We start from the raw sequence: 18,252 nt of genomic DNA, 5'->3' as shown, positions 1-18,252 counted from the left end.
AACCGCCGCCATCGCCCCATTGCCGGGCGTCTTGCGGGAGGACTGAGATGCTGATTGGAGAACTGGCGCGCCAGACTGGCTGCGAGGTGGAAACCATACGTTATTACGAGCGTGAAGGCCTGCTGTCCGCGCCGCTGCGCAGCGCCTCCGGCTATCGCCGCTACAACGCCGAGCAATTGGGCGAACTGAATTTCATCCTGCACTGCCGTTCCTTGGGCATGTCGCTGGCCGACATCCGCCAACTAGCCGCGTTCAAGGCCGACTCCTCGCTGGCCTGCGACGACATCAACCAGCTGATAGACCGTCAGGTCAGCAAGGTCCATCAGCAGGTGGAAAGCTTGCGTCTGCTGGAACAACAGCTGCTGGCGCTGCGCGACCGCTGCCACGACCATCACACCGTGGCAGAATGCGGCATTCTGCAAACCCTGGTGGAAGCGTCCGAAGGCGAACCTTGCGTCTGTCACACGCCCTTCGGCCAGGATCCGCACCCTCACCCCCATTCCGTGGAGAAGCAATGACCCGTTTGTTCAAGCCCGCCACCGCCGCCGCGACTCTAGCCGCGCTGGCCCTGTCCGCCTGCACCACCAACCCTCAAACCGGCCAGACCGAAATCAGCAAGACCGCGCTCTACGGCCTGGGCGGCGCGGCGGCCTGCGGCCTGGTGGGCGCGCTGACTCATGGCGGCAAAGGCGCCCGCAATTCGGCGCTGGCCTGCGGCGCGATCGGCGCCGGCATCGGCGGCTATATGGATTACCAGGAAAAACAACTGCGCGAGAAGCTGAAGAACAGCCAGATCGCGGTCGAGCGCATTGGCGACCAGCTCAAACTCTCCCTGCCCGACAACATCACCTTCCCCACCAACGGCTATCAGTTGAACGCCAGGGTGCAAAAGCCGCTGGGCGATATCGCCGGCGTGCTGGTGCAATTCCCCGACACCTCGATCACCGTGGCCGGCCACACCGACAGCACCGGCGCCGCCGCCTACAACCAGACGCTGTCGGAGAAACGCGCTCAGTCGGTGACCGAATACCTGCAGGGTCAGGGCGTCAACTCGGTGCGGGTGCGCACCATGGGCTACGGCGCGACCCAACCGGTGGCCAGCAACGCCAGCGAAAGCGGCAAAGCCAAAAACCGCCGCGTGGAGATCATGATCACGCCGCAGCAAATGGGTTGAACCCACGGCAGGCATCCAAGCCCGGCTCCGGCCGGGTTTTTTCACGCCCCAGGCGGCTGATGGGCAAAAAAAATGGGCCAACCCACTGGGTCGGCCCTAACAACGCTCGTTTGGGGAGATGAGGAGAAACCACCGCACGCCACCCCACGGGAATGCGGTCACAACAAGTACACACACAAACTACAACAACAAACCTATCAGCGGCGCGGCGAACACCGTCGCCAAACCGCCCAGCATCATGGTCAGGCTGGCCACCACGCCTTCTTCCGCGCCCAGTTCGCTGGCCTTGGCGGTGCCGGCCGCGTGGGCGGCGGCGCCGAACAAGGCTCCGCGCGCCAGACTGGAGCGCAGCGGCATCCAAGCCAGCATCACTTCGCCCAACAACATGCCGCACACCCCGGTCATCACCACGAACACCGCCGTCAAATCCGGCGAAGCGCCAATGCCCGAGGCCGTGGCCAAAGCGAACGGAGTGCTGATCGATCGCGGCGCCAGGCTGCGCTGCAACAAGTCGGACAAGCCCAGCAGGCGTGCCAGCCAGATCGAGCTGAATACCGCCACCGGCATGCCCACCAGCACGCCGCAGCTCAGCGACAACCAGTGCCGGCGTATCATCGCCCGGTGCTCGTAGATCGGCACCGCGAAAGCCACCGTGGCCGGTCCCAGCATCCAGGTCAGCCAACGGGTGTCTTCGAAATACACCCGGTACGGCACCTTGGCCAAGACCACCAGCGCAATCACCAACAGCGGCACCGCCAAAATCGGGGCGCTCCACCAGCTGCGCTTTTTCAGATAAAACTTTTTGACCAGCCCGTACAAAACAACGGTAATCAGCAAGCTGGCCAGTGCAATCTCATGCTCCATGCGTCTTCACCTGCTTCTGGCGGCCTTGCCAACGCAGGGCCACTTCCAAGCGATAACATTTATCCACCACCCAGGAGGTCGCCGCCATCACCAACAAGGTGGACAACACGATCACCGCCACAATCCGCAGCCCGGCGGCCATGATCACGTCCGGGTACTGGATCACCGCCACTACGGCGGGGATGAAGAACAACAACATTTCAGCCAACAACCAGCGGGCGCCGCTGCGGCACCAGTCCAGCGGCAACCAGCCCAGCCAGAGCGCCGCCAGCACCAGGAACATCCCCAGCACGCCGGCAGGCACCACAGGCAGGAAATGGCTGCTCAATTGACTGGCCGCGATCCACACCAAGCTCAGCAAGGCCACCTGACCGATGGTCAGCGCCACTTGCTTGAATGCGGAAAGAGTCGGATTTGCCATGATTGAGCCACTACACAACACAGGGAGTGGTTCGAGTATAGAGCGCCGACATGCATTCAAAAAATGAATTAAAATTATTTCACGCATTCCAATCTGGAATGCATGATCCGGACAAGCACATATGGACATCCGCGCGCTGCGCTATTTCATCGAGGTGGTCAAACGCCAAAGTTTCACCAAGGCGGCCGAAGCCCTCTATGTGACTCAACCCACCATCAGCAAGATGGTGCGCCAGCTGGAGGAGGAATTGGGCTGCCCGCTGATCCTGCGCGAGGGCCGCAGCTTCCGACTCACCGACGCCGGCCGCGCCACTTATGAGCGCGGCCTGGACGTGCTGTCGGCGATGAACCAGTTGAAAACCGAGCTGTCCGACCTGTCTGCGCTCAAACGCGGCGAGCTGGTGGTCGGCCTGCCCCCCATGGTGGGCGTGGCCTTCTTCGCTCCGGTGGTCAGCAGCTTCCGCCAACGCTATCCGCAGATCGAACTGAAAATGGTGGAAGACGGCGCGCTGGCGATCGAGAGCAGCGTGCGCAGCGGCGAACTGGAAATCGGCGTGGCGGTGTTGCCGGTGGACAACCAGGCTTTCGATCAATTCGCCGTGGTGCGCGACCCGCTATGCCTCGTGGCGCCGGCCGGCTCGAAGTGGCGGGGGCAGAGCGTGGTGCGGCTGGAGCAAATCGCCAATCAGCCCTTTGTGCTTTACCCGCAGGATTTCACGCTGGCGCGCCGGGTCAGCGACGCCTTCCGCGAGCTGGGCCGCCCGCTGCATGTGGTGGGCCGCAGCGCGCATTGGGACTTCATCGTCGAACTGGTTTCGGCCCACATGGGCGTCACCCTGCTGCCGCGCTCCATCGTGGAACGGCTGGACCGCGCAGCCTACGACGTCATCCCGCTGGCGGAACCCAAGCTGGTCTGGCACCTGGCGCTGATCTGGCAAAAGAACGGATACTTGTCGCATGCGGCACGCGCCTGGCTGGCGGTAACCCGCGATGTGCTGGGCGGTTTGGAATAACGCCGGTCAACCCAAGGAACACCGAATATGAAACGATATCTGAGCGTCGCCCTGTTCGCCCTGCTGCTAAGCGGCTGCGCGGCCTTGAACTACCAGAAACCACAAGTCAGCATCGCCGACGTCAAACCTGGCAAGGCCACGCTGTTCGAACAAAGCTTCGAAGTCAGCCTGCGGGTCAGCAACCCCAACAATCTGGCCTTGAACGCCAAGGGCATGACCCTGGAACTGAACGTGGCGGGAGAGAAGCTGGCCACGGGAGTCAGCAATCAGGCCATCGCCGTACCTGCGCTGGGCGAAGGCGTGGTCACGCTGCAATTGCACACCTCGCTGGCCGGCTGGCTGAAGCAGATAGGCAAGGCAATGGAGGCCGGCAACGGCGGCATGCTGGAATATCAACTGAATGGCACGCTGGAAGACTTGAACGGCATGGGCCGAGTGCCCTTCCGCAGCAAGGGCGAGTGGAAGCTGCCCGGCCAGTAAACGCCCCGTCGCCGCCTTGCGCGGTCTTGCCGGCGCTTCCGGACCGCTGCTATCTGCCCGCGGCCCCGTCGACGACGGGGCCGACACTCACTGCCGCGGCACCGCCACGCAGTTGTTGCCCTCGAAGCTGACGGTTTCCACCAGCTGGCTCTTGGGATTGACCACGAAGTTGGTGGTGCAGCTGTAATGGGTGGAGCCGCCGCCTATCATGCCGGTATTGACCCAGCGTCCCGGCGTTTCTATGGTCTTGGTCTGGCCATTCTCGTTGTAAGTCACCTTGGCGCCCGGCTCGTACACGCGGTTTTCGCGCAGCGGCTCGCGCTGGGTGAACTCTTTGCTGTAGGTGTAGAGCATGTTGCCGTTCGGCATCTTCAGCGTTTTCTGCGGCGCGCCCCACTCCGCCAGCAATTGATTCACGTCGCGGCCCTGCCAGTAGTACGCCTTCTGCGCATAGCCTTCCTGCGTCGGAAAGGTGCCGCAGGCGGTCAGCAGCAGCGCCGACACCATCATCAGTCTTTTCATCCGAAATCCTTCAATCCCCGTTTCACTATCCATAGCATAACAAAACGCCGGCCCCTGAACGGAGCCGGCGCAGTGTGACTGACCATGGGGCCGCGCAAGAGTTTCCTTGCGCGGACAATCCGCTGGTTTACAGACGGAAACGGTTGAAGGTGCTTTGCATCCCGCGCGCCAGATCGTTCAAGGCGCCCAGGGTCTGCATCGCCGATTGCAGCGCGGAGTCGGAATCGATGATCTGGTTGTTGATCGACTCGGTGCTCTGCGCCATCGCCGTGGTGGCGTTGTGCTGCTCGCTGGTGGACAGGGCCACGTCGCCGATCTTGTCCACCACCTGCTGCATCGCCTCGCTGATCGCGGTCAGGCGCGCGCGCGCCTGGGCGGTCAACTCCACGCTATTGTCCACCGCGCCGACGGTGCTGTTCATGTTCTGCACCGCCTTGCCGGTTTCGCCCAAGATGTTTTCCACCATCTGGCTGATTTCCACCGTGGCCTGACCGGTGCGCTCGGCCAGCTTGCGCACTTCGTCGGCCACCACAGCGAAGCCGCGGCCCTGCTCGCCGGCGCGCGCGGCTTCGATCGCCGCGTTCAAGGCCAACAGATTGGTCTGGTCGGCTATGTCGCGGATCACGTTGGTGATCTTGGAAATCTCCTGCGAACGCTGCTCCAAGGACGCCAGCAGGCCGGACAGCTCGCCCACCGATTCGCTGGTGCGTGACATCTCGCTGCTGATGCGCTGCATGTCGTTGGCGCTTTCGCGCGAATGCTCGCCGGTATTGCGCGCCAGGCTGTCGGTTTCGCGGGTCGCGTCGGCGATGTGGGAGATGCTCACCGTCACTTCCTCGATCGCCGCGGCGTTGGAGCTGGAAATGTCAGCCAGCACGTGGGAGTCGTCGGCCAGGCGCTTCACCGCGCCGCTGACTTCGATCACGCCCTGAGTCAGTTGTCCGGCCTCGTCGCGCAATTCGCGGAACATGCCGTTCAGGCGTTGCACGAACTGGTTGAAGGCCTGCGCGGTCTGCGCCACCTCGTCCTCGCCGGCCACTTCGATGCGGCGGGTCAGATCGCCTTCGCCCTGGGAGATTTCGCGCATCGCGTCGCGCACCTGGAACAGGCCCTTGAGCAGGCGGCCCAGATAGGCTGAGCTGAAGGTCAGCATCACCGCCAGCACGATGGCGACGGCGCCAGCGATCAGCCAGATGATGCCGTTGACCTGGGAGGAAATCACCTCCTCGTCCGCGGCCACGCCCATCACCCAGTCGGAGCCGGCGATAGGTCGCAAGGCCACCATATAGGCGCCGCCGTCGATGTCCACGCTCTTGGCCTGGTCGCTTTGCAGCAGGCTGGCGAACGCGGCCTCGTCCAAGGCCGGAATCACGCTGCCTATGGGCTTGAGCTCATTGCCCGGCTTGGGATAAGCGATGATCTTGCCCTGCTTGGTCAGCAGAAAGGCATGGCCCTTGCCGGCCAGCTTGATGTCCAGCACCGACTTGACCAGCTTGTCGATCAGGATGTCGCCGCCCACCACGATGTCCTGGCCCTTGACCTTGTCGGCGATGGTGATCACCAGCTTGTCCTTGGTTTCCGGCTCGGAGTCCTTGTACGGATCGGTGACGATCAGGCCGTCCTGGGCCTTGGACTGCTGGAACCACGGACGCTGCGCCGGCTGGTAGTCGGCGCTGGGCTTGGGACGTCCCGGCACCGAGTATTTCATGTCGCCGGTCGCGCCGTTGCCGGCGTAAATCACGTTGAAGCCGCCACCCTTGGCCAACTGCTGCAGATAGTAGCTGACCTGCGCGTCGTCGGCGTGGCTGAGGCTGGCGCTGATCAGATTCTTGCGAACCGACAGCCATTCGGACACGAAGCCGCCCTGTAGCTGGGCGACCTGGTTGATCTCCCGCTCCGCTTCTTGATAAGCGTGGGAGCGGATATTCAGGCAGGCGGTGATGGTGATGCTGAGCGTGGCGACCAGAATGGACACCGCTGTCAGCAGCGTGAGCTTGTGACGGATGGAGCGCATGATAAGCCGTTGCTGATAAAAGCGTTATTATCCGTCATACGAGATGTCATGCATTGTTAAAAATAACAATGTCTTTAAATATTTGCGCATGTTTTAAATCAAACAACTACATCAATCATGCGTTTCAAATACTCGCAAGGCCTGTAAACCCTACCTTGCCCACGCTTGCGTCACAAAATGTCGACAATTTGCCCTAACCACGACAATTTCACCTCAATTTGAGCGATACTTGCGCCTGGACGCGGCCACGGCAATGGGCTGCGCCCGGTTATTAGACAGAAAGGGGCCAAGATGAGTAAAAGCGGCGAACGGTCGCAAACCTTTCAAAACATCATTGACGCCAGCCTGCAGCTGTTCAATCAGGAGGGCGAGCGCGTCATCACCACCAATCATATCGCCGAGCGGATGAATATCAGCACCGGCAAGTTGTACTATCACTTCCGCAATAAGGAAGAGATCATCAGCGAGCTATACCAGCGCTACGTCAAAGGCATGGCGGAGCAGCTGTCGGCCGCGCTCCGGCACAGCAACTCGATCGAGGCGATGGTGGGAGCTATGGAAAAAACGCTGCGGCACATTTGGAGCTTCCGCTTCCTGCCCAAAAGCATGCCCAGCCTGTACTACCTGCACCCGGAACTGGCGGAAAATCACCAGCAGTTGTCCCGTGGCCAGTTGGCCGGCAAGCTGGCCCAATTGTTCGCCCGCCTGCGCGAACAGGGTGTGCTGCTGGGCGACGACAAGCAACTGGCTCATCTGGTCCAGCACTTTCAGATGGTGCAGACTGGCTGGGTAACCACGCTCAAGCACTCCGCCACGCCCAGCGAGCTGGAGCGCATGGTAAAAGACGGCTGTCGCAGCCTGCTCTATCTGCTGACGCCTTACGTCGATCCGCGCTACCGGCCGCCGTTCGACCGCGTCTGCGCGCGCTACGCCTGAACGGCGACGCATAAAAAAACACCCCTGGCGAGCCAGGGGTGTTTTGCATGCGGCCTTAGAATCCATCCACGATCTCGCGAGCTAGAGCGAGACAAGGCGAAAGCGGCCAAGAAAGCGGAATGTACATCTGGTACATGAGCATTTCGCAGTCGCTTTCAACACCGTATCGCTGAAGCGCGGCAGATCGTGAACAGGTTCTTAGATCATGCCCTTGCTTTTCAGCAGCTCAAACATGGTTTTGCCGATTTCCGCCGGGCTGCGGGTGTAGGCGATGCCGGCCTTCTCGAAGGCCTTGAACTTCTCTTCCGCCGTGCCCTTGCCGCCGGAGATGATGGCGCCCGCATGGCCCATGCGCTTGCCCTTGGGAGCCGTCACGCCCGCGATGTAGCCGACCACCGGCTTGGTCACGTAGGACTTTGCGAACTCGGCCGCCTCTTCCTCGGCGGAACCGCCGATTTCGCCGATCATCACGATGGCGTCGGTGTCCGGATCATCCTGGAACAGTTTCAGCGCGTCGATGTGGCTGGTGCCCGGGATCGGGTCGCCGCCGATACCGATGCAGGTGGACTGGCCCAGACCCAGCGCGGTGGTTTGCGCCACGGCTTCATAGGTCAGAGTGCCGGAACGGGACACGATGCCGATGCGGCCCGGGTTGTGAATGTGCCACGGCATGATGCCGATCTTGCACTCGCCCGGGGTGATGATGCCGGGGCAGTTCGGGCCGATCAGGCGGATGCCGGCTTCGTCCACGGCTTTCTTCACGTACAGCATGTCCAGGGTGGGCACGCCTTCGGTGATGCAGACGATCAGCTTCACGCCGCTGTCGATGGCTTCCAGGATGGAATCCTTAGCGAAGGCCGCGGGCACGTAGATCACCGAGGCGTCTGCCTGGGTCTGACGCACGGCGTCCTTCATGGTGTTGAACACCGGCAGGCCCAGGTGCTCGGAACCGCCTTTGCCCGGGGTTACGCCGCCTACGACCTTGGTGCCCACTTTCAACGCCTGCTCGGCGTGGAAAGTGCCGTTCTTGCCGGTGAAGCCTTGCACCAGCACTTTGGTGTCTTTGTTTACCAATACGCTCATTTTGTATTCCTCAGCTCAGTGCGGGTCTCAGGCAGCGGCCTTGACGGCGGCGACGATCTTCTCGGCAGCGTCGTTCAGACCCTGGGCGGAAGTCAGTTTCAGACCGGAGTCGTCCAGGATCTTGGCGCCCAGCTCGGCGTTGTTGCCTTCCAGACGCACCACGACCGGCACGGTCACGTTCACTTCCTTCACCGCGGCGATGATGGCTTCGGCGATCATGTCGCAACGCACGATGCCGCCGAAGATGTTGATCAGCACGCCCTGCACCGAGGTATCCGCCAGGATCAGCTTGAAGGCTTCGATCACGCGCTCTTTGGTGGCGCCGCCGCCCACGTCCAGGAAGTTGGCCGGTTGGCCGCCCTTCAGCTTGATGATGTCCATGGTGGCCATCGCCAGGCCGGCGCCGTTCACCATGCAGCCGATATTGCCTTCCAGCGCCACGTAGTTCAGGTCAAACTCGGAAGCTTTCACTTCGCGTTCGTTTTCCTGGCTCTTGTCGCGTTGCGCCAGCAGTTCCGGGTGGCGGTACAGCGCGTTGGAGTCCAGGTTGATCTTGCCGTCCACGCAGGCCAGCTGGCCGTTTTCACGCAGTGCCAGCGGGTTCACTTCGAACAGGGCGAAGTCGTTTTCGACGAAGGCCTTGTAGGCGCCCAGCATCAGCTTGGTGAAGGCGGCAACTTGCTCGCCCTTCAGTTCCAGCGCGAAAGCGGCGTCGCGAGCCTGGAACGGCTGCATGCCCACCAAGGGATCGATCTCGATCTTGATGATCTTTTCCGGGGTTTCCTCGGCTACTTTCTCGATTTCCACGCCGCCTTCGGTGGACACCATGAACACCACGCGCTGGCTGCCGCGGTCAACCACGGCGCCCAGGTAGAGTTCACGCTGCACCGGGTACATGTCTTCGCACACCAGCACGCTGTTCACCGGCTGGCCGGCGGCGTCGGTCTGGTAGGTCACCAGGTTCTTGCCGATCAGGCCTTTGGCCACTTCGGCGGCTTCTTCGCGGCTTTTCACCACTTTCACGCCACCGGCCTTGCCGCGGCCGCCGGCATGCACCTGAGCCTTGACGACGGCGAATTTACCGCCCAGTTTATCGTAAGCGGCAGCGGCTTCTTCCGGCGTAGCGGCCAGAATGCCCTGTTGCACCGGCAGGCCGTATTTGGCCAGCAGCTCTTTCGCTTGGTATTCGTGCAGGTTCATCTATGGTTTCCTTTCGGAGAAATGGATGGCGGGCTGAAACCGACGCCCCTATTTCTTTGAGTCGCTTGTAAACCTTTAATGTATCTGGCGCGCGCCGTCACCCCCCAGGCTGACCGGCGTCGCCGCATACTCCGTCAACCGGCCCCCAAGGGAGCCGTTTTGCCGAGCCGTGCGCGATTGTACACGACCCGGCGAACGCTTAGCCGTGCAAAGCGCGCTTGTCGGCGGCCAGAGCGGCTTCGTGTATCACTTCCGACAAGGACGGGTGGGCGTGGACAATGCGCGCCAGGTCTTCGCTGGCGGCCTTGAACTCCATCGACACCACGCCTTCGCTGACCAACTCGGACACCATCGGGCCTATCATGTGCAGGCCCAGGATGCGGTCGGTCTTGGCGCAGGCCAGGATCTTCACCGTGCCTTGCGCCTGGCCCAGGCCCAGCGCGCGGCCGTTGGCGCCGAAACCCGAAGTGCCCTTCTTGTACTCTACGCCCTCGGCCTTCAGCTGCTCCTCGGTCTTGCCGACCCAGGCGATCTCCGGAGAAGTGTAGATCACCCACGGAATCACGCCGAAATCCACGTGCGGCTTCTGGCCGGCAATGCGCTCGGCCACGGCCACGCCCTCTTCCGACGCCTTGTGCGCCAGCATCGGGCCGCGCACCACGTCGCCGATCGCCCATACATTGGGCAGATTGGTGTGGCAATGATCGTCCACCGCCACAAAGCCGCGCTCGTCCAGTTGCAGGCCCACCGCGTCGGCGCCCAGGCCCTGGGTGTTGGGCACGCGGCCGATGGAGACAATCAGCTTGTCGAACTCGGCCTTGACCGCTTCGCCGTTCAGTTCGTAATTGACGGTGACGCTCTTCTTGCCGGCCTTCACTTCGCCGATCTTGACGCCCAGCTTGATGTCCAGGCCGGTGTCCTTGGTCAGGGTCTTGAAGGCTTCCTTGGCGATCTGCTGGTCGGCCGCGGCGAGGAAGGTCGGCATCGCTTCCAGGATGGTCACTTCGGCGCCCAAACGCTTCCAGACGGAGCCCATTTCCAGGCCGATCACACCGGCGCCGATCACGCCCAGGCGCTTGGGCACGTCCGTCAGCGCCAGCGCGCCCTCGTTGTCCAACACCAGCTTGTTGTCGGTGGCCAGGCCCGGCAGCGCGCGCGGGCTGGAACCAGTGGCCACGATCACATGGCCGGCTTCCAGGGTGTCCACCACCTTGCCGCCGTCGCTGACCTCGATCACCCACTTCTCGCCTTGACGGCCCTTGAAGCTGGCCAGGCCGTGGATATTGGCGACCTTGTTCTTCTTGAACAGGAAGCTGATGCCCGCGGCGTTCTTGGTGATGATGTCGGTCTTGCGCGAAATCATCTGCGCCACGTCCATCTTGGCGCCGGAGACGCTGATGCCGTGCTTGGCGAAATCATGCTGCACCGCGTGGAAGTTTTCCGACGACTGCAGCAGCGCCTTGGACGGAATGCAACCGACGTTCAGGCAGGTGCCGCCCAGCGACGCCTTGCCTTCCGGGTTTTTGAACGCATCCACGCAGGCGGTGTTGAAACCCAGCTGGGCGGCGCGGATGGCGGCTACGTAACCGCCGGGGCCGCCGCCGATCACCACTACATCAAACGATTGGCTCATCTTGTTTTCCTTTGTCGGTGGCGGGCGCGCGGCCCGCCGGCTGCCGGGTCTACTTGCCGACCTTCAGCAGCAGAATGCCGAATGCGATCATGAACAGACAGAGAATGCTTTTGCCGATCAAGCTGTACAGGTCTTCGCGCACACCGTTTTGGCGTTTTTTCCAGGTCAGCCAGCCTATGGCCACGCCGGCCAGGATGGCGGCAATTCCGTAAAACCAGTCGGGCAACTGCATTCAAGCTCCATTCATCGCAAGACAGGCCGGGAGCGCGCCCCCGGCCGCGGGTGATTACAAGTCGAGGATCAGGCGGGCCGGATCTTCAATCGCGTCCTTGATCGCCACCAGGCTCAGCACGGCTTCGCGGCCGTCGATGATGCGGTGGTCGTAGGATTGGGCAAGATACATCATCGGACGCACCACCACTTGACCGTTCTCAACCACGGCGCGCTCCTTGGTGGCGTGCATGCCCAGAATCGCGGACTGCGGCGGGTTGATGATGGGGGTGGACATCATCGAACCGAAGGTGCCGCCGTTGGAGATGGTGTAGGTGCCGCCGGTCAGTTCTTCCACGGTCAGCTTGCCTTCCTGGGCGCGCTTGCCGAAGTCGGCGATCTGCTTCTCGATGTCTGCCAGGCTCAGTTGGTCGGCATTGCGGATCACCGGCACCACCAGGCCGCGCGGGCTGCCCACGGCCACGCCGATGTCGAAGTAGCCGTGATAGATGATGTTATTGCCGTCCACCGAGGCGTTGACGATCGGGTATTTCTTCAGCGCGGCGACCACGGCCTTGACGAAGAAACCCATGAAACCCAGCTTGATGCCGTGTTCCTTCTCGAAGCGATCCTTGTACTTGGCCCGCAGGTCCATCACCGGCTTCATGTTCACTTCATTGAAGGTGGTGAGAATGGCGTTGGTCTGCTGCGACAGGATCAGGCGCTCGGCCACGCGCTGACGCAGGCGAGACATCGGCACGCTCTGTTCCGGACGGTCGGACAGGATGGCGGCGACATTGACCGCGGCCGGGGTGGCGGACAGCGCGGCGCCGGCTGCGGCCGGAGCCAGCACCGGACCGGCCTGTGCCGGGGCGGCTTGCTTAGCGGCCTGCACGTCTTCCTTCAGCACGCGGCCGTCGCGGCCGGAACCGGCCACCTTGGACAGGTCGACGCCGGTTTCCGCGGCCAGTTTGGCGGCGGACGGCATGGCGGCGGCGCCTGCCGGGGCGGCGGCGGGAGCCGGAGCAGCTGCCGGGGCCGGAGCGGCCGCTGCCGCCGGAGCCACGTCGCCGGCCTTGGCGGCGGTGTCGATCTTGGCGATCAGTTGGCCGGACACCACGGTGACGCCGTCTTCCACGATGATTTCAACGATCACGCCTGCCTGGGGCGCCGGCAGTTCCAGCACCACTTTGTCGGTTTCCAGATCGATCAGGTTCTCGTCGCGGCTGACGGCTTGGCCAACCTTCTTGTGCCAGCTCATCAGCGTGGCTTCGGATACGGACTCGGGCAGTTGCGGGACGGTGACTTCAATCAGCATGTTCTTCTCCATGTAGAGGCAGCCCTCCGGCTGCCTCGAACTCATTCAGTGGTTATTTGGCGACCGACATGGCTTCTTCAACGAAAGCCTTGAGTTGGGCGACGTGTTTGCTCATATAGCCTACGGCCGGGGAAGCGGACGACGGACGGCCGGCGAACGACAAGGACTGCTTGGCCCCCAGCAGGCCTTCCAGGCGGTGACGGATCTGGTACCACGCGCCTTGGTTGCGCGGCTCTTCCTGCACCCACATCACTTCGCGAGCCTGCGGGAAGCGCGCCAGCTCAGCGGCCACCTGCTCGGTCGGGAACGGGTACAGCTGCTCGATGCGGACGATGGCGATATCGTCGTCCAGGCCGCGCTCCTTGCGGGCGGCGGCAAGGTCGTAATACACCTGGCCGGCGCACAGCAACACGCGCTTGACCTTCTTGGCGTCCTGCACCACCGAGTCGCCGATCACCGGGCGGAAACTTCCGCTGGTGAACGCTTCGATCGGGCTCATCGAATCCTTGAAGCGCAGCAGGCGCTTGGACAGGAAGATCACCAGCGGCTTGCGGTACGGACGCAGCACCTGACGACGCAGCATGTGGAACATCTGCGAAGCTTCGGACGGCATCACCACTTGCATATTGTGCTCGGCGCACAGTTGCAGCCAACGCTCCAGGCGCGCGGACGAGTGCTCCGGGCCCTGGCCGTCGTAGCCATGCGGCAGGATGGTGGTCAGGCCGCACAGACGGCCCCACTTGGTCTCGCCGGAGGAAATGAACTGGTCGATGGCCACCTGGGCGCCGTTGGCGAAGTCGCCGAACTGAGCCTCCCAAATCACCAACTGATCCGGAGCGGAACAGGCATAACCGTATTCATAGGCCAGCACCGCTTCTTCGTTCAGGATGGAGTCGATCACCAGAAAATCAGCCTGGTTGTCGGACATATTGCGCAGCGGCACATAGCTGCCCTGGTCCCAGCTCTCACGGTTCTGGTCGTGCAACACCGAATGGCGGTGGGAGAAAGTGCCACGGCCGGAGTCTTCACCGGACAGGCGCACGCCGAAACCGTTGGTCACCAGGCTGGCGTAAGCCAAGGTCTCTGCCATGCCCCAGTCCGCGTTCTGCTCGCCGGCGGCCATCGCCTTGCGCGCGGCCAGCACCTTCTGCACCGTCGGGTGCAGCTTGAAGCCCTCCGGCAGCGAGGTGAACTTGTCGGTCAGGCGCTGGATGTCGGCCTGCGGCAAGGAGGTGTCGGTCGGGTGCGCCCAGTGGGTGCCGAGGTACTGGCTGAAGTCCAGCGCGTGCTCGCGCTTGTAGTTGGTCAGCGCGGTCTGCTCTACGTGCTCGCCCTTGTCCAGCGCGTCGCGGTAGGCCTGGATTTGCGCGTCGGCTTCTTCCGCCTTCAGCACGCCTTCCTGCACCAGACGCTCGGCGTACATCGCGCGCACGCCCTGATGCTTGGCGATTTTCTTGTACATCATCGGCTGGGTCAGGAAGGGATCGTCGCCCTCGTTGTGGCCCAGCTTGCGATAGCACACCAGATCGATGACCACGTCCTTCTTGAAGGTCATCCGGTAGTCCAGCGCGGCCTGCATCACATAGCAGACAGCTTCCGGATCATCGCCGTTGACGTGGAAGATCGGCGCTTCGATCATCTTGGCCACGTCGGTGCAGTACATCGTCGAACGGATATCGCGGGTGTCCGAGGTGGTGAAGCCCACCTGGTTGTTGATCACGATATGGATGGTGCCGCCAGTGCCGTAGCCGCGGGTCTGCGACAGGTTGAAAGTGCCCTGGTTGACGCCCAGACCGCCAAAGGCGGAGTCGCCGTGAATCAATACCGGTACCGCGGTCTTGCGTTCCGTGTCCTTGCGGCGCTCTTGACGCGCGCGCACCGAGCCCTCCACCACCGGGTTGACGATCTCCAGATGAGAAGGGTTGAAGGCCAGCGACACATGCATCGGGCCGTCGGCGGTCGGGATGTCCGACGAGAAGCCCATGTGGTACTTCACGTCGCCGGAAGCCATTTGCTGGGCGGCCTTGCCTTCGAACTCGGCGAACAGGTCGCGCGGCAGCTTGCCCAGGGTGTTGACCAGCACGTTCAAACGGCCGCGGTGAGCCATGCCGATGATCAGTTCCTGCACGCCCTGGCCGGTGGCGTTCTGGATAAGATGGTCCAGCGCGGCGATAGCCGACTCGCCGCCTTCCAGCGAGAAGCGCTTCTGGCCGACGTATTTGGTGTGCAGATAGCGTTCCAGCGTCTCGGCGGCGGTGATCTGCTTCAGGATGCGCTGCTTCTTGGCCGCGTCGTAATGCGGCGTGGACAGGTCGCCCTCGAAGCGCTTTTGCACCCAATGCTTTTCATCCGACTTGGTGATGTGCATGTACTCGACGCCGATATTGCCGCAGTAGGTCTGCTTCAAACGCGCCAGAATGTCGGACAGCGGCATCTTCTGCGGGCCCACCAGCGAGCCGGCGTTGAATTGCACAGCCATGTCGGCCCCGGTCAGTCCATGGGTAGCCGGATCCAGTTCGCGCACCAGTTCCTGATCCATGCGCTTGAGCGGGTCCAGGTTGGCCTGGCGGCTGCCCAGCACGCGGTAGGCGGAAATCAATTTCAGCACCCCCACCTGCTTTTGCATGGTGTCCCATTCAGCCCCGCTGCTGGCGCGCTGGCCGGCGGCCGGCTTCTTGGCCAGCTGAATGAAGGATTCCTGGATCGGCATGTGCGGCACATCGCGTTCGGCAGCGCCCGGCGCTTGCGCCAGCTTGTCGAAATAGTCGCGCCACTCATTCGGAACGGAATTGGCGTCAGCGAGGTACTGTTCGTACAGCTCCTCGATGAACGGTGCATTCCCACCGAACAGGTAAGAATGGCTGTACATGGATTGCATCATGGGGCTACCCTTTGTCGTTTCTGTTCGGAATCCGGCCAGCTACGCCCTGGCGCGAACTCCCTGTTGCAGCATGGGGAAAACGCTATCGGAAAAACTTTCTTGTTGTGCTTCCCATAACATTCTGACCCTGCCCCGGCCCGCCTTCGGGCCGGAAAAAAAGGCTGACTGAAGCCCTGCTCCAGCCAACCCTCGTTCCTGCTTACTTGCGTTTCTCCACCGGGGTGAAATCGCGGCGGGGAGCGCCGGTGTACAACTGGCGCGGACGGCCGATCTTCATCGCCGGATCGGAGATCATCTCGCTCCAGTGGGCGATCCAGCCCACGGTGCGGGCCAGCGCGAAGATCGGGGTGAACATCGACACCGGGATGCCGATCGCCGACAACACGATGCCGGAGTAGAAGTCCACGTTCGGGTACAGCTTGCGCTCGATGAAGTACGGATCGGACAAGGCGATCTTTTCCAGCTCCATCGCCAGCTTGAACTTGGGATCGTTGTGCAGGCCCAGTTCGTTCAGCACTTCGTCGCAGGTCTGCTTCATGATGGAGGCGCGCGGGTCCATGTTCTTGTACACGCGGTGGCCAAAGCCCATCAGCTTGTAGCGCTTGTCCTTCACGCCCTGCATGAAGTCGGCCACGTTTTCCACGCTGCCGATCTCGTCCAGCATCTTCAGCACGGCTTCGTTGGCGCCGCCGTGAGACGGGCCCCACAGGCAGGCGATGCCGGCGGCGATGCAGGCGAAGGGATTGGCCCCGGAAGAGCCGGCCAGACGCACGGTGGAGGTGGAAGCGTTCTGCTCATGGTCCGCGTGCAGAGTGAAGATGCGGTCCAGCGCGCGCGCCAGCACCGGGTTCACCTTGTACTCTTCGCACGGGGTGGAGAACATCATGTGCAGGAAGTTTTCCGCGTAGGTCAGGCCGTTTTTCGGGTAGGAGAACGGCAGGCCCTTGTTGTAGCGGTAAGCTTGCGCGGCGATGGTCGGCAGCTTGGCCACCAGGCGATGCGCGGAAATGCGGCGATGTTCCGGATTGGAGATGTCCAAGGAGTCATGGTAGAAGGCGGACAGCGCGCCCACCACGCCCACCATCACGGCCATCGGATGCGCGTCGCGGCGGAAGCCCTTGAACAGGCTCATCAGCTGATCATGCAGCATATTGTGGCGCATGATGCCGCGTTCGAATTCCTTGCGCTGCGCCGCGGTCGGCAGCTCGCCGTTCAACAGCAGGTAGCAGACTTCAAGATAATCGCTTTTCTCGGCGAGTTGCTCGATCGGGTAGCCGCGGTAGTAGAGCTGTCCCAGATCGCCGTCGATAAAGGTGATGCCGGACTCGCAGCTGGCGGTGGCCAGGAAGCCCGGGTCGAACGTGAACATGCCGGTTTTGGAGAAGGTGCGGATGTCTACGACATCCGGCCCCAAAGTGCCGCTCTGGACCGGCAAATCCAGAGTTTCCTTACCCTCGTTGTATGTGAGCGTTACTTTGCGATTAGTTTCCACAGCAATACTCCCAGTCGGTTTATGGTCGTTGTAATTGGGGTGATGCATAGCCGTCAGAGCGAGCGGAGAATCGCCACGATGGCCATCTCTTCAGGATCGTCCAGATCGGCCTTGCCGCTGACGACATCCAGAAAATCGGTATCGGGCAAATCTAGCAACCGCCTATAAGCCTCAATCTCAGCCGGGGCCAACTGGTCGAAGGGGCCGGCGAAGAACTTCTCCAACACCAGATCCAGCTCCAGTAGCCCCCGCCGGGACCGCCAACGGATCCGCTTGAGTTCAATCGGATCGTAGGCGGTCATACTGCACGCTTGACCATCAGGTCCTTGATCTTGCCAATCGCCTTGGTTGGATTCAGGCCCTTGGGACACACGTCCACGCAGTTCATGATGGTGTGGCAACGGAACAAGCGGTACGGATCTTCCAGGTTGTCCAGACGCTCCTTGGTGGCTTCGTCGCGCGTGTCCGCGATGAAGCGGTAGGCGGCCAACAGACCGGCCGGGCCGACGAACTTGTCCGGGTTCCACCAGAAGGACGGGCAGGACGTCGAGCAGCAAGCGCACAGAATGCACTCATACAGGCCGTCCAGTTCCTTGCGGTCTTCCGGCGACTGCTTGCGTTCGCGCTCCGGCGGCGGCGTGTCGTTGATCACGTAGGGCTTGATCGAGTGGTACTGCTTGAAGAACTGAGTCATGTCCACGATCAGATCGCGGATCACCGGCAGACCCGGCAGCGGACGCAGCTCGATCGGCTGTTTCAGGTCGCGGAAGTCGGTCAGGCAGGCCAGGCCGTTCTTGCCGTTGATGTTCATCGCGTCGGAACCGCAGACGCCTTCGCGACAGGAGCGACGGAAGCTCAGCGTGTCGTCCTTCACCTTCAGCTTGACCAGCGCGTCCAGCAGCTTGTGCTCGGTGGAACTCATCTCCACGCTGATGTCCTGCATGTACGGCTTGGCATCGGTTTCCGGATTGTAGCGGTAGATGCGGAATTTGACGGTTTCGGTAGTCATCTT

18 protein-coding genes are annotated in these 18,252 nt (G+C 62.2%); 5 read left to right on the top strand and 13 right to left on the bottom strand.

Annotated elements, in window-relative coordinates; genetic code table 11:
• Positions 1-47 precede the first annotated feature (47 nt).
• Positions 48-518, top strand: a complete 471-nt coding sequence (locus tag GYH29_RS03875) for a Cd(II)/Pb(II)-responsive transcriptional regulator (RefSeq protein ID WP_019103421.1) — start codon at positions 48-50, stop codon at positions 516-518.
• Positions 515-1,174, top strand: a complete 660-nt coding sequence (locus tag GYH29_RS03870; RefSeq protein ID WP_114152214.1) for an OmpA family protein — start codon at positions 515-517, stop codon at positions 1,172-1,174. Before GYH29_RS03875 ends, GYH29_RS03870 begins: the two co-directional genes overlap by 4 nt.
• Before the next feature lie 180 nt (positions 1,175-1,354).
• Here the strand turns inward: GYH29_RS03870 and GYH29_RS03865 are convergent, their stop codons facing one another.
• Together GYH29_RS03865 and GYH29_RS03860 are read right to left on the bottom strand one after the other, a co-directional pair.
• The gene (locus GYH29_RS03865) at positions 1,355-2,038 is read right to left on the bottom strand and encodes an LrgB family protein (RefSeq protein ID WP_052370280.1); all 684 of its coding nucleotides are present in this window, start codon (positions 2,036-2,038) and stop codon (positions 1,355-1,357) included.
• Positions 2,028-2,459: a CidA/LrgA family protein gene (locus GYH29_RS03860; RefSeq protein ID WP_107731562.1), complete on the bottom strand. Its 432-nt coding sequence runs from the start codon at positions 2,457-2,459 to the stop codon at positions 2,028-2,030. Before GYH29_RS03860 ends, GYH29_RS03865 begins: the two co-directional genes overlap by 11 nt.
• Before the next feature lie 121 nt (positions 2,460-2,580).
• Here GYH29_RS03860 and GYH29_RS03855 point away from each other — a divergent pair, with 121 nt between their 5' ends.
• Positions 2,581-3,471: a LysR family transcriptional regulator gene (locus tag GYH29_RS03855; protein ID WP_043592724.1), complete on the top strand. Its 891-nt coding sequence runs from the start codon at positions 2,581-2,583 to the stop codon at positions 3,469-3,471.
• Between the two features lie 27 nt (positions 3,472-3,498).
• Positions 3,499-3,951: an LEA type 2 family protein gene (locus tag GYH29_RS03850; protein ID WP_043592726.1), complete on the top strand. Its 453-nt coding sequence runs from the start codon at positions 3,499-3,501 to the stop codon at positions 3,949-3,951.
• An 87-nt stretch (positions 3,952-4,038) separates the two neighbouring features.
• Here the strand turns inward: GYH29_RS03850 and GYH29_RS03845 are convergent, their stop codons facing one another.
• Both GYH29_RS03845 and GYH29_RS03840 read right to left on the bottom strand, forming a co-directional pair.
• Positions 4,039-4,473: a hypothetical protein gene (locus GYH29_RS03845; RefSeq protein ID WP_081574618.1), complete on the bottom strand. Its 435-nt coding sequence runs from the start codon at positions 4,471-4,473 to the stop codon at positions 4,039-4,041.
• A 127-nt stretch (positions 4,474-4,600) separates the two neighbouring features.
• Positions 4,601-6,487 carry a methyl-accepting chemotaxis protein gene (locus GYH29_RS03840; protein WP_161523197.1) on the bottom strand — a complete coding sequence of 629 codons (1,887 nt, stop codon included), beginning with the start codon at positions 6,485-6,487 and terminating at the stop codon, positions 4,601-4,603.
• Positions 6,488-6,778: 291 nt separating this feature from the next.
• Between GYH29_RS03840 and GYH29_RS03835 the strand changes: the two genes are divergently transcribed.
• The gene (locus GYH29_RS03835; RefSeq protein ID WP_019100709.1) at positions 6,779-7,423 is read left to right on the top strand and encodes a TetR/AcrR family transcriptional regulator; all 645 of its coding nucleotides are present in this window, start codon (positions 6,779-6,781) and stop codon (positions 7,421-7,423) included.
• Positions 7,424-7,621: 198 nt separating this feature from the next.
• Here GYH29_RS03835 and sucD read toward each other — a convergent pair whose 3' ends face one another.
• The 9 genes from sucD to GYH29_RS03790 all read right to left on the bottom strand — a co-directional run bounded on the left by sucD (position 7,622) and on the right by GYH29_RS03790 (position 18,249).
• A complete protein-coding gene (gene sucD, locus GYH29_RS03830; protein ID WP_043592732.1) occupies positions 7,622-8,506 on the bottom strand; it encodes a succinate--CoA ligase subunit alpha in 885 nt (294 codons plus the stop codon).
• A gap of 27 nt (positions 8,507-8,533) precedes the next feature.
• Positions 8,534-9,706: an ADP-forming succinate--CoA ligase subunit beta gene (gene sucC / locus GYH29_RS03825; RefSeq protein ID WP_019103254.1), complete on the bottom strand. Its 1,173-nt coding sequence runs from the start codon at positions 9,704-9,706 to the stop codon at positions 8,534-8,536.
• Positions 9,707-9,905: 199 nt separating this feature from the next.
• Positions 9,906-11,339, bottom strand: coding sequence for a dihydrolipoyl dehydrogenase (gene lpdA / locus GYH29_RS03820; protein WP_019103255.1), 1,434 nt, complete (start codon positions 11,337-11,339; stop codon positions 9,906-9,908).
• A gap of 49 nt (positions 11,340-11,388) precedes the next feature.
• Entirely contained in the window at positions 11,389-11,571 is a 183-nt protein-coding gene (locus tag GYH29_RS03815; protein WP_019103256.1) for a hypothetical protein, read from the bottom strand.
• Positions 11,572-11,625: 54 nt separating this feature from the next.
• Positions 11,626-12,867, bottom strand: coding sequence for a 2-oxoglutarate dehydrogenase complex dihydrolipoyllysine-residue succinyltransferase (gene odhB, locus GYH29_RS03810; protein WP_161523196.1), 1,242 nt, complete (start codon positions 12,865-12,867; stop codon positions 11,626-11,628).
• A 52-nt stretch (positions 12,868-12,919) separates the two neighbouring features.
• Positions 12,920-15,748: a 2-oxoglutarate dehydrogenase E1 component gene (locus GYH29_RS03805; protein WP_039756046.1), complete on the bottom strand. Its 2,829-nt coding sequence runs from the start codon at positions 15,746-15,748 to the stop codon at positions 12,920-12,922.
• 199 nt (positions 15,749-15,947) lie between these two features.
• Positions 15,948-17,240: a citrate synthase gene (gene gltA, locus GYH29_RS03800; protein ID WP_039756047.1), complete on the bottom strand. Its 1,293-nt coding sequence runs from the start codon at positions 17,238-17,240 to the stop codon at positions 15,948-15,950.
• A gap of 53 nt (positions 17,241-17,293) precedes the next feature.
• Positions 17,294-17,542 (bottom strand): FAD assembly factor SdhE, encoded by a 249-nt coding sequence (locus GYH29_RS03795; protein WP_019103260.1) that lies wholly within the window; start codon positions 17,540-17,542, stop codon positions 17,294-17,296.
• Positions 17,539-18,249 carry a succinate dehydrogenase iron-sulfur subunit gene (locus GYH29_RS03790; protein ID WP_019103261.1) on the bottom strand — a complete coding sequence of 237 codons (711 nt, stop codon included), beginning with the start codon at positions 18,247-18,249 and terminating at the stop codon, positions 17,539-17,541. The genes GYH29_RS03795 and GYH29_RS03790 overlap by 4 nt, the downstream gene beginning before the upstream one ends.
• Between the last annotated feature and the right edge of the window lie 3 nt (positions 18,250-18,252).

This window comes from Chromobacterium haemolyticum (genome assembly GCF_009936155.1).
Taxonomy (GTDB): Bacteria; Pseudomonadota; Gammaproteobacteria; order Burkholderiales; family Chromobacteriaceae; genus Chromobacterium; species Chromobacterium haemolyticum.
Note: the sequence above shows the minus strand (reverse complement) of the source record. Positions and strands in the feature narration are given on the sequence as shown.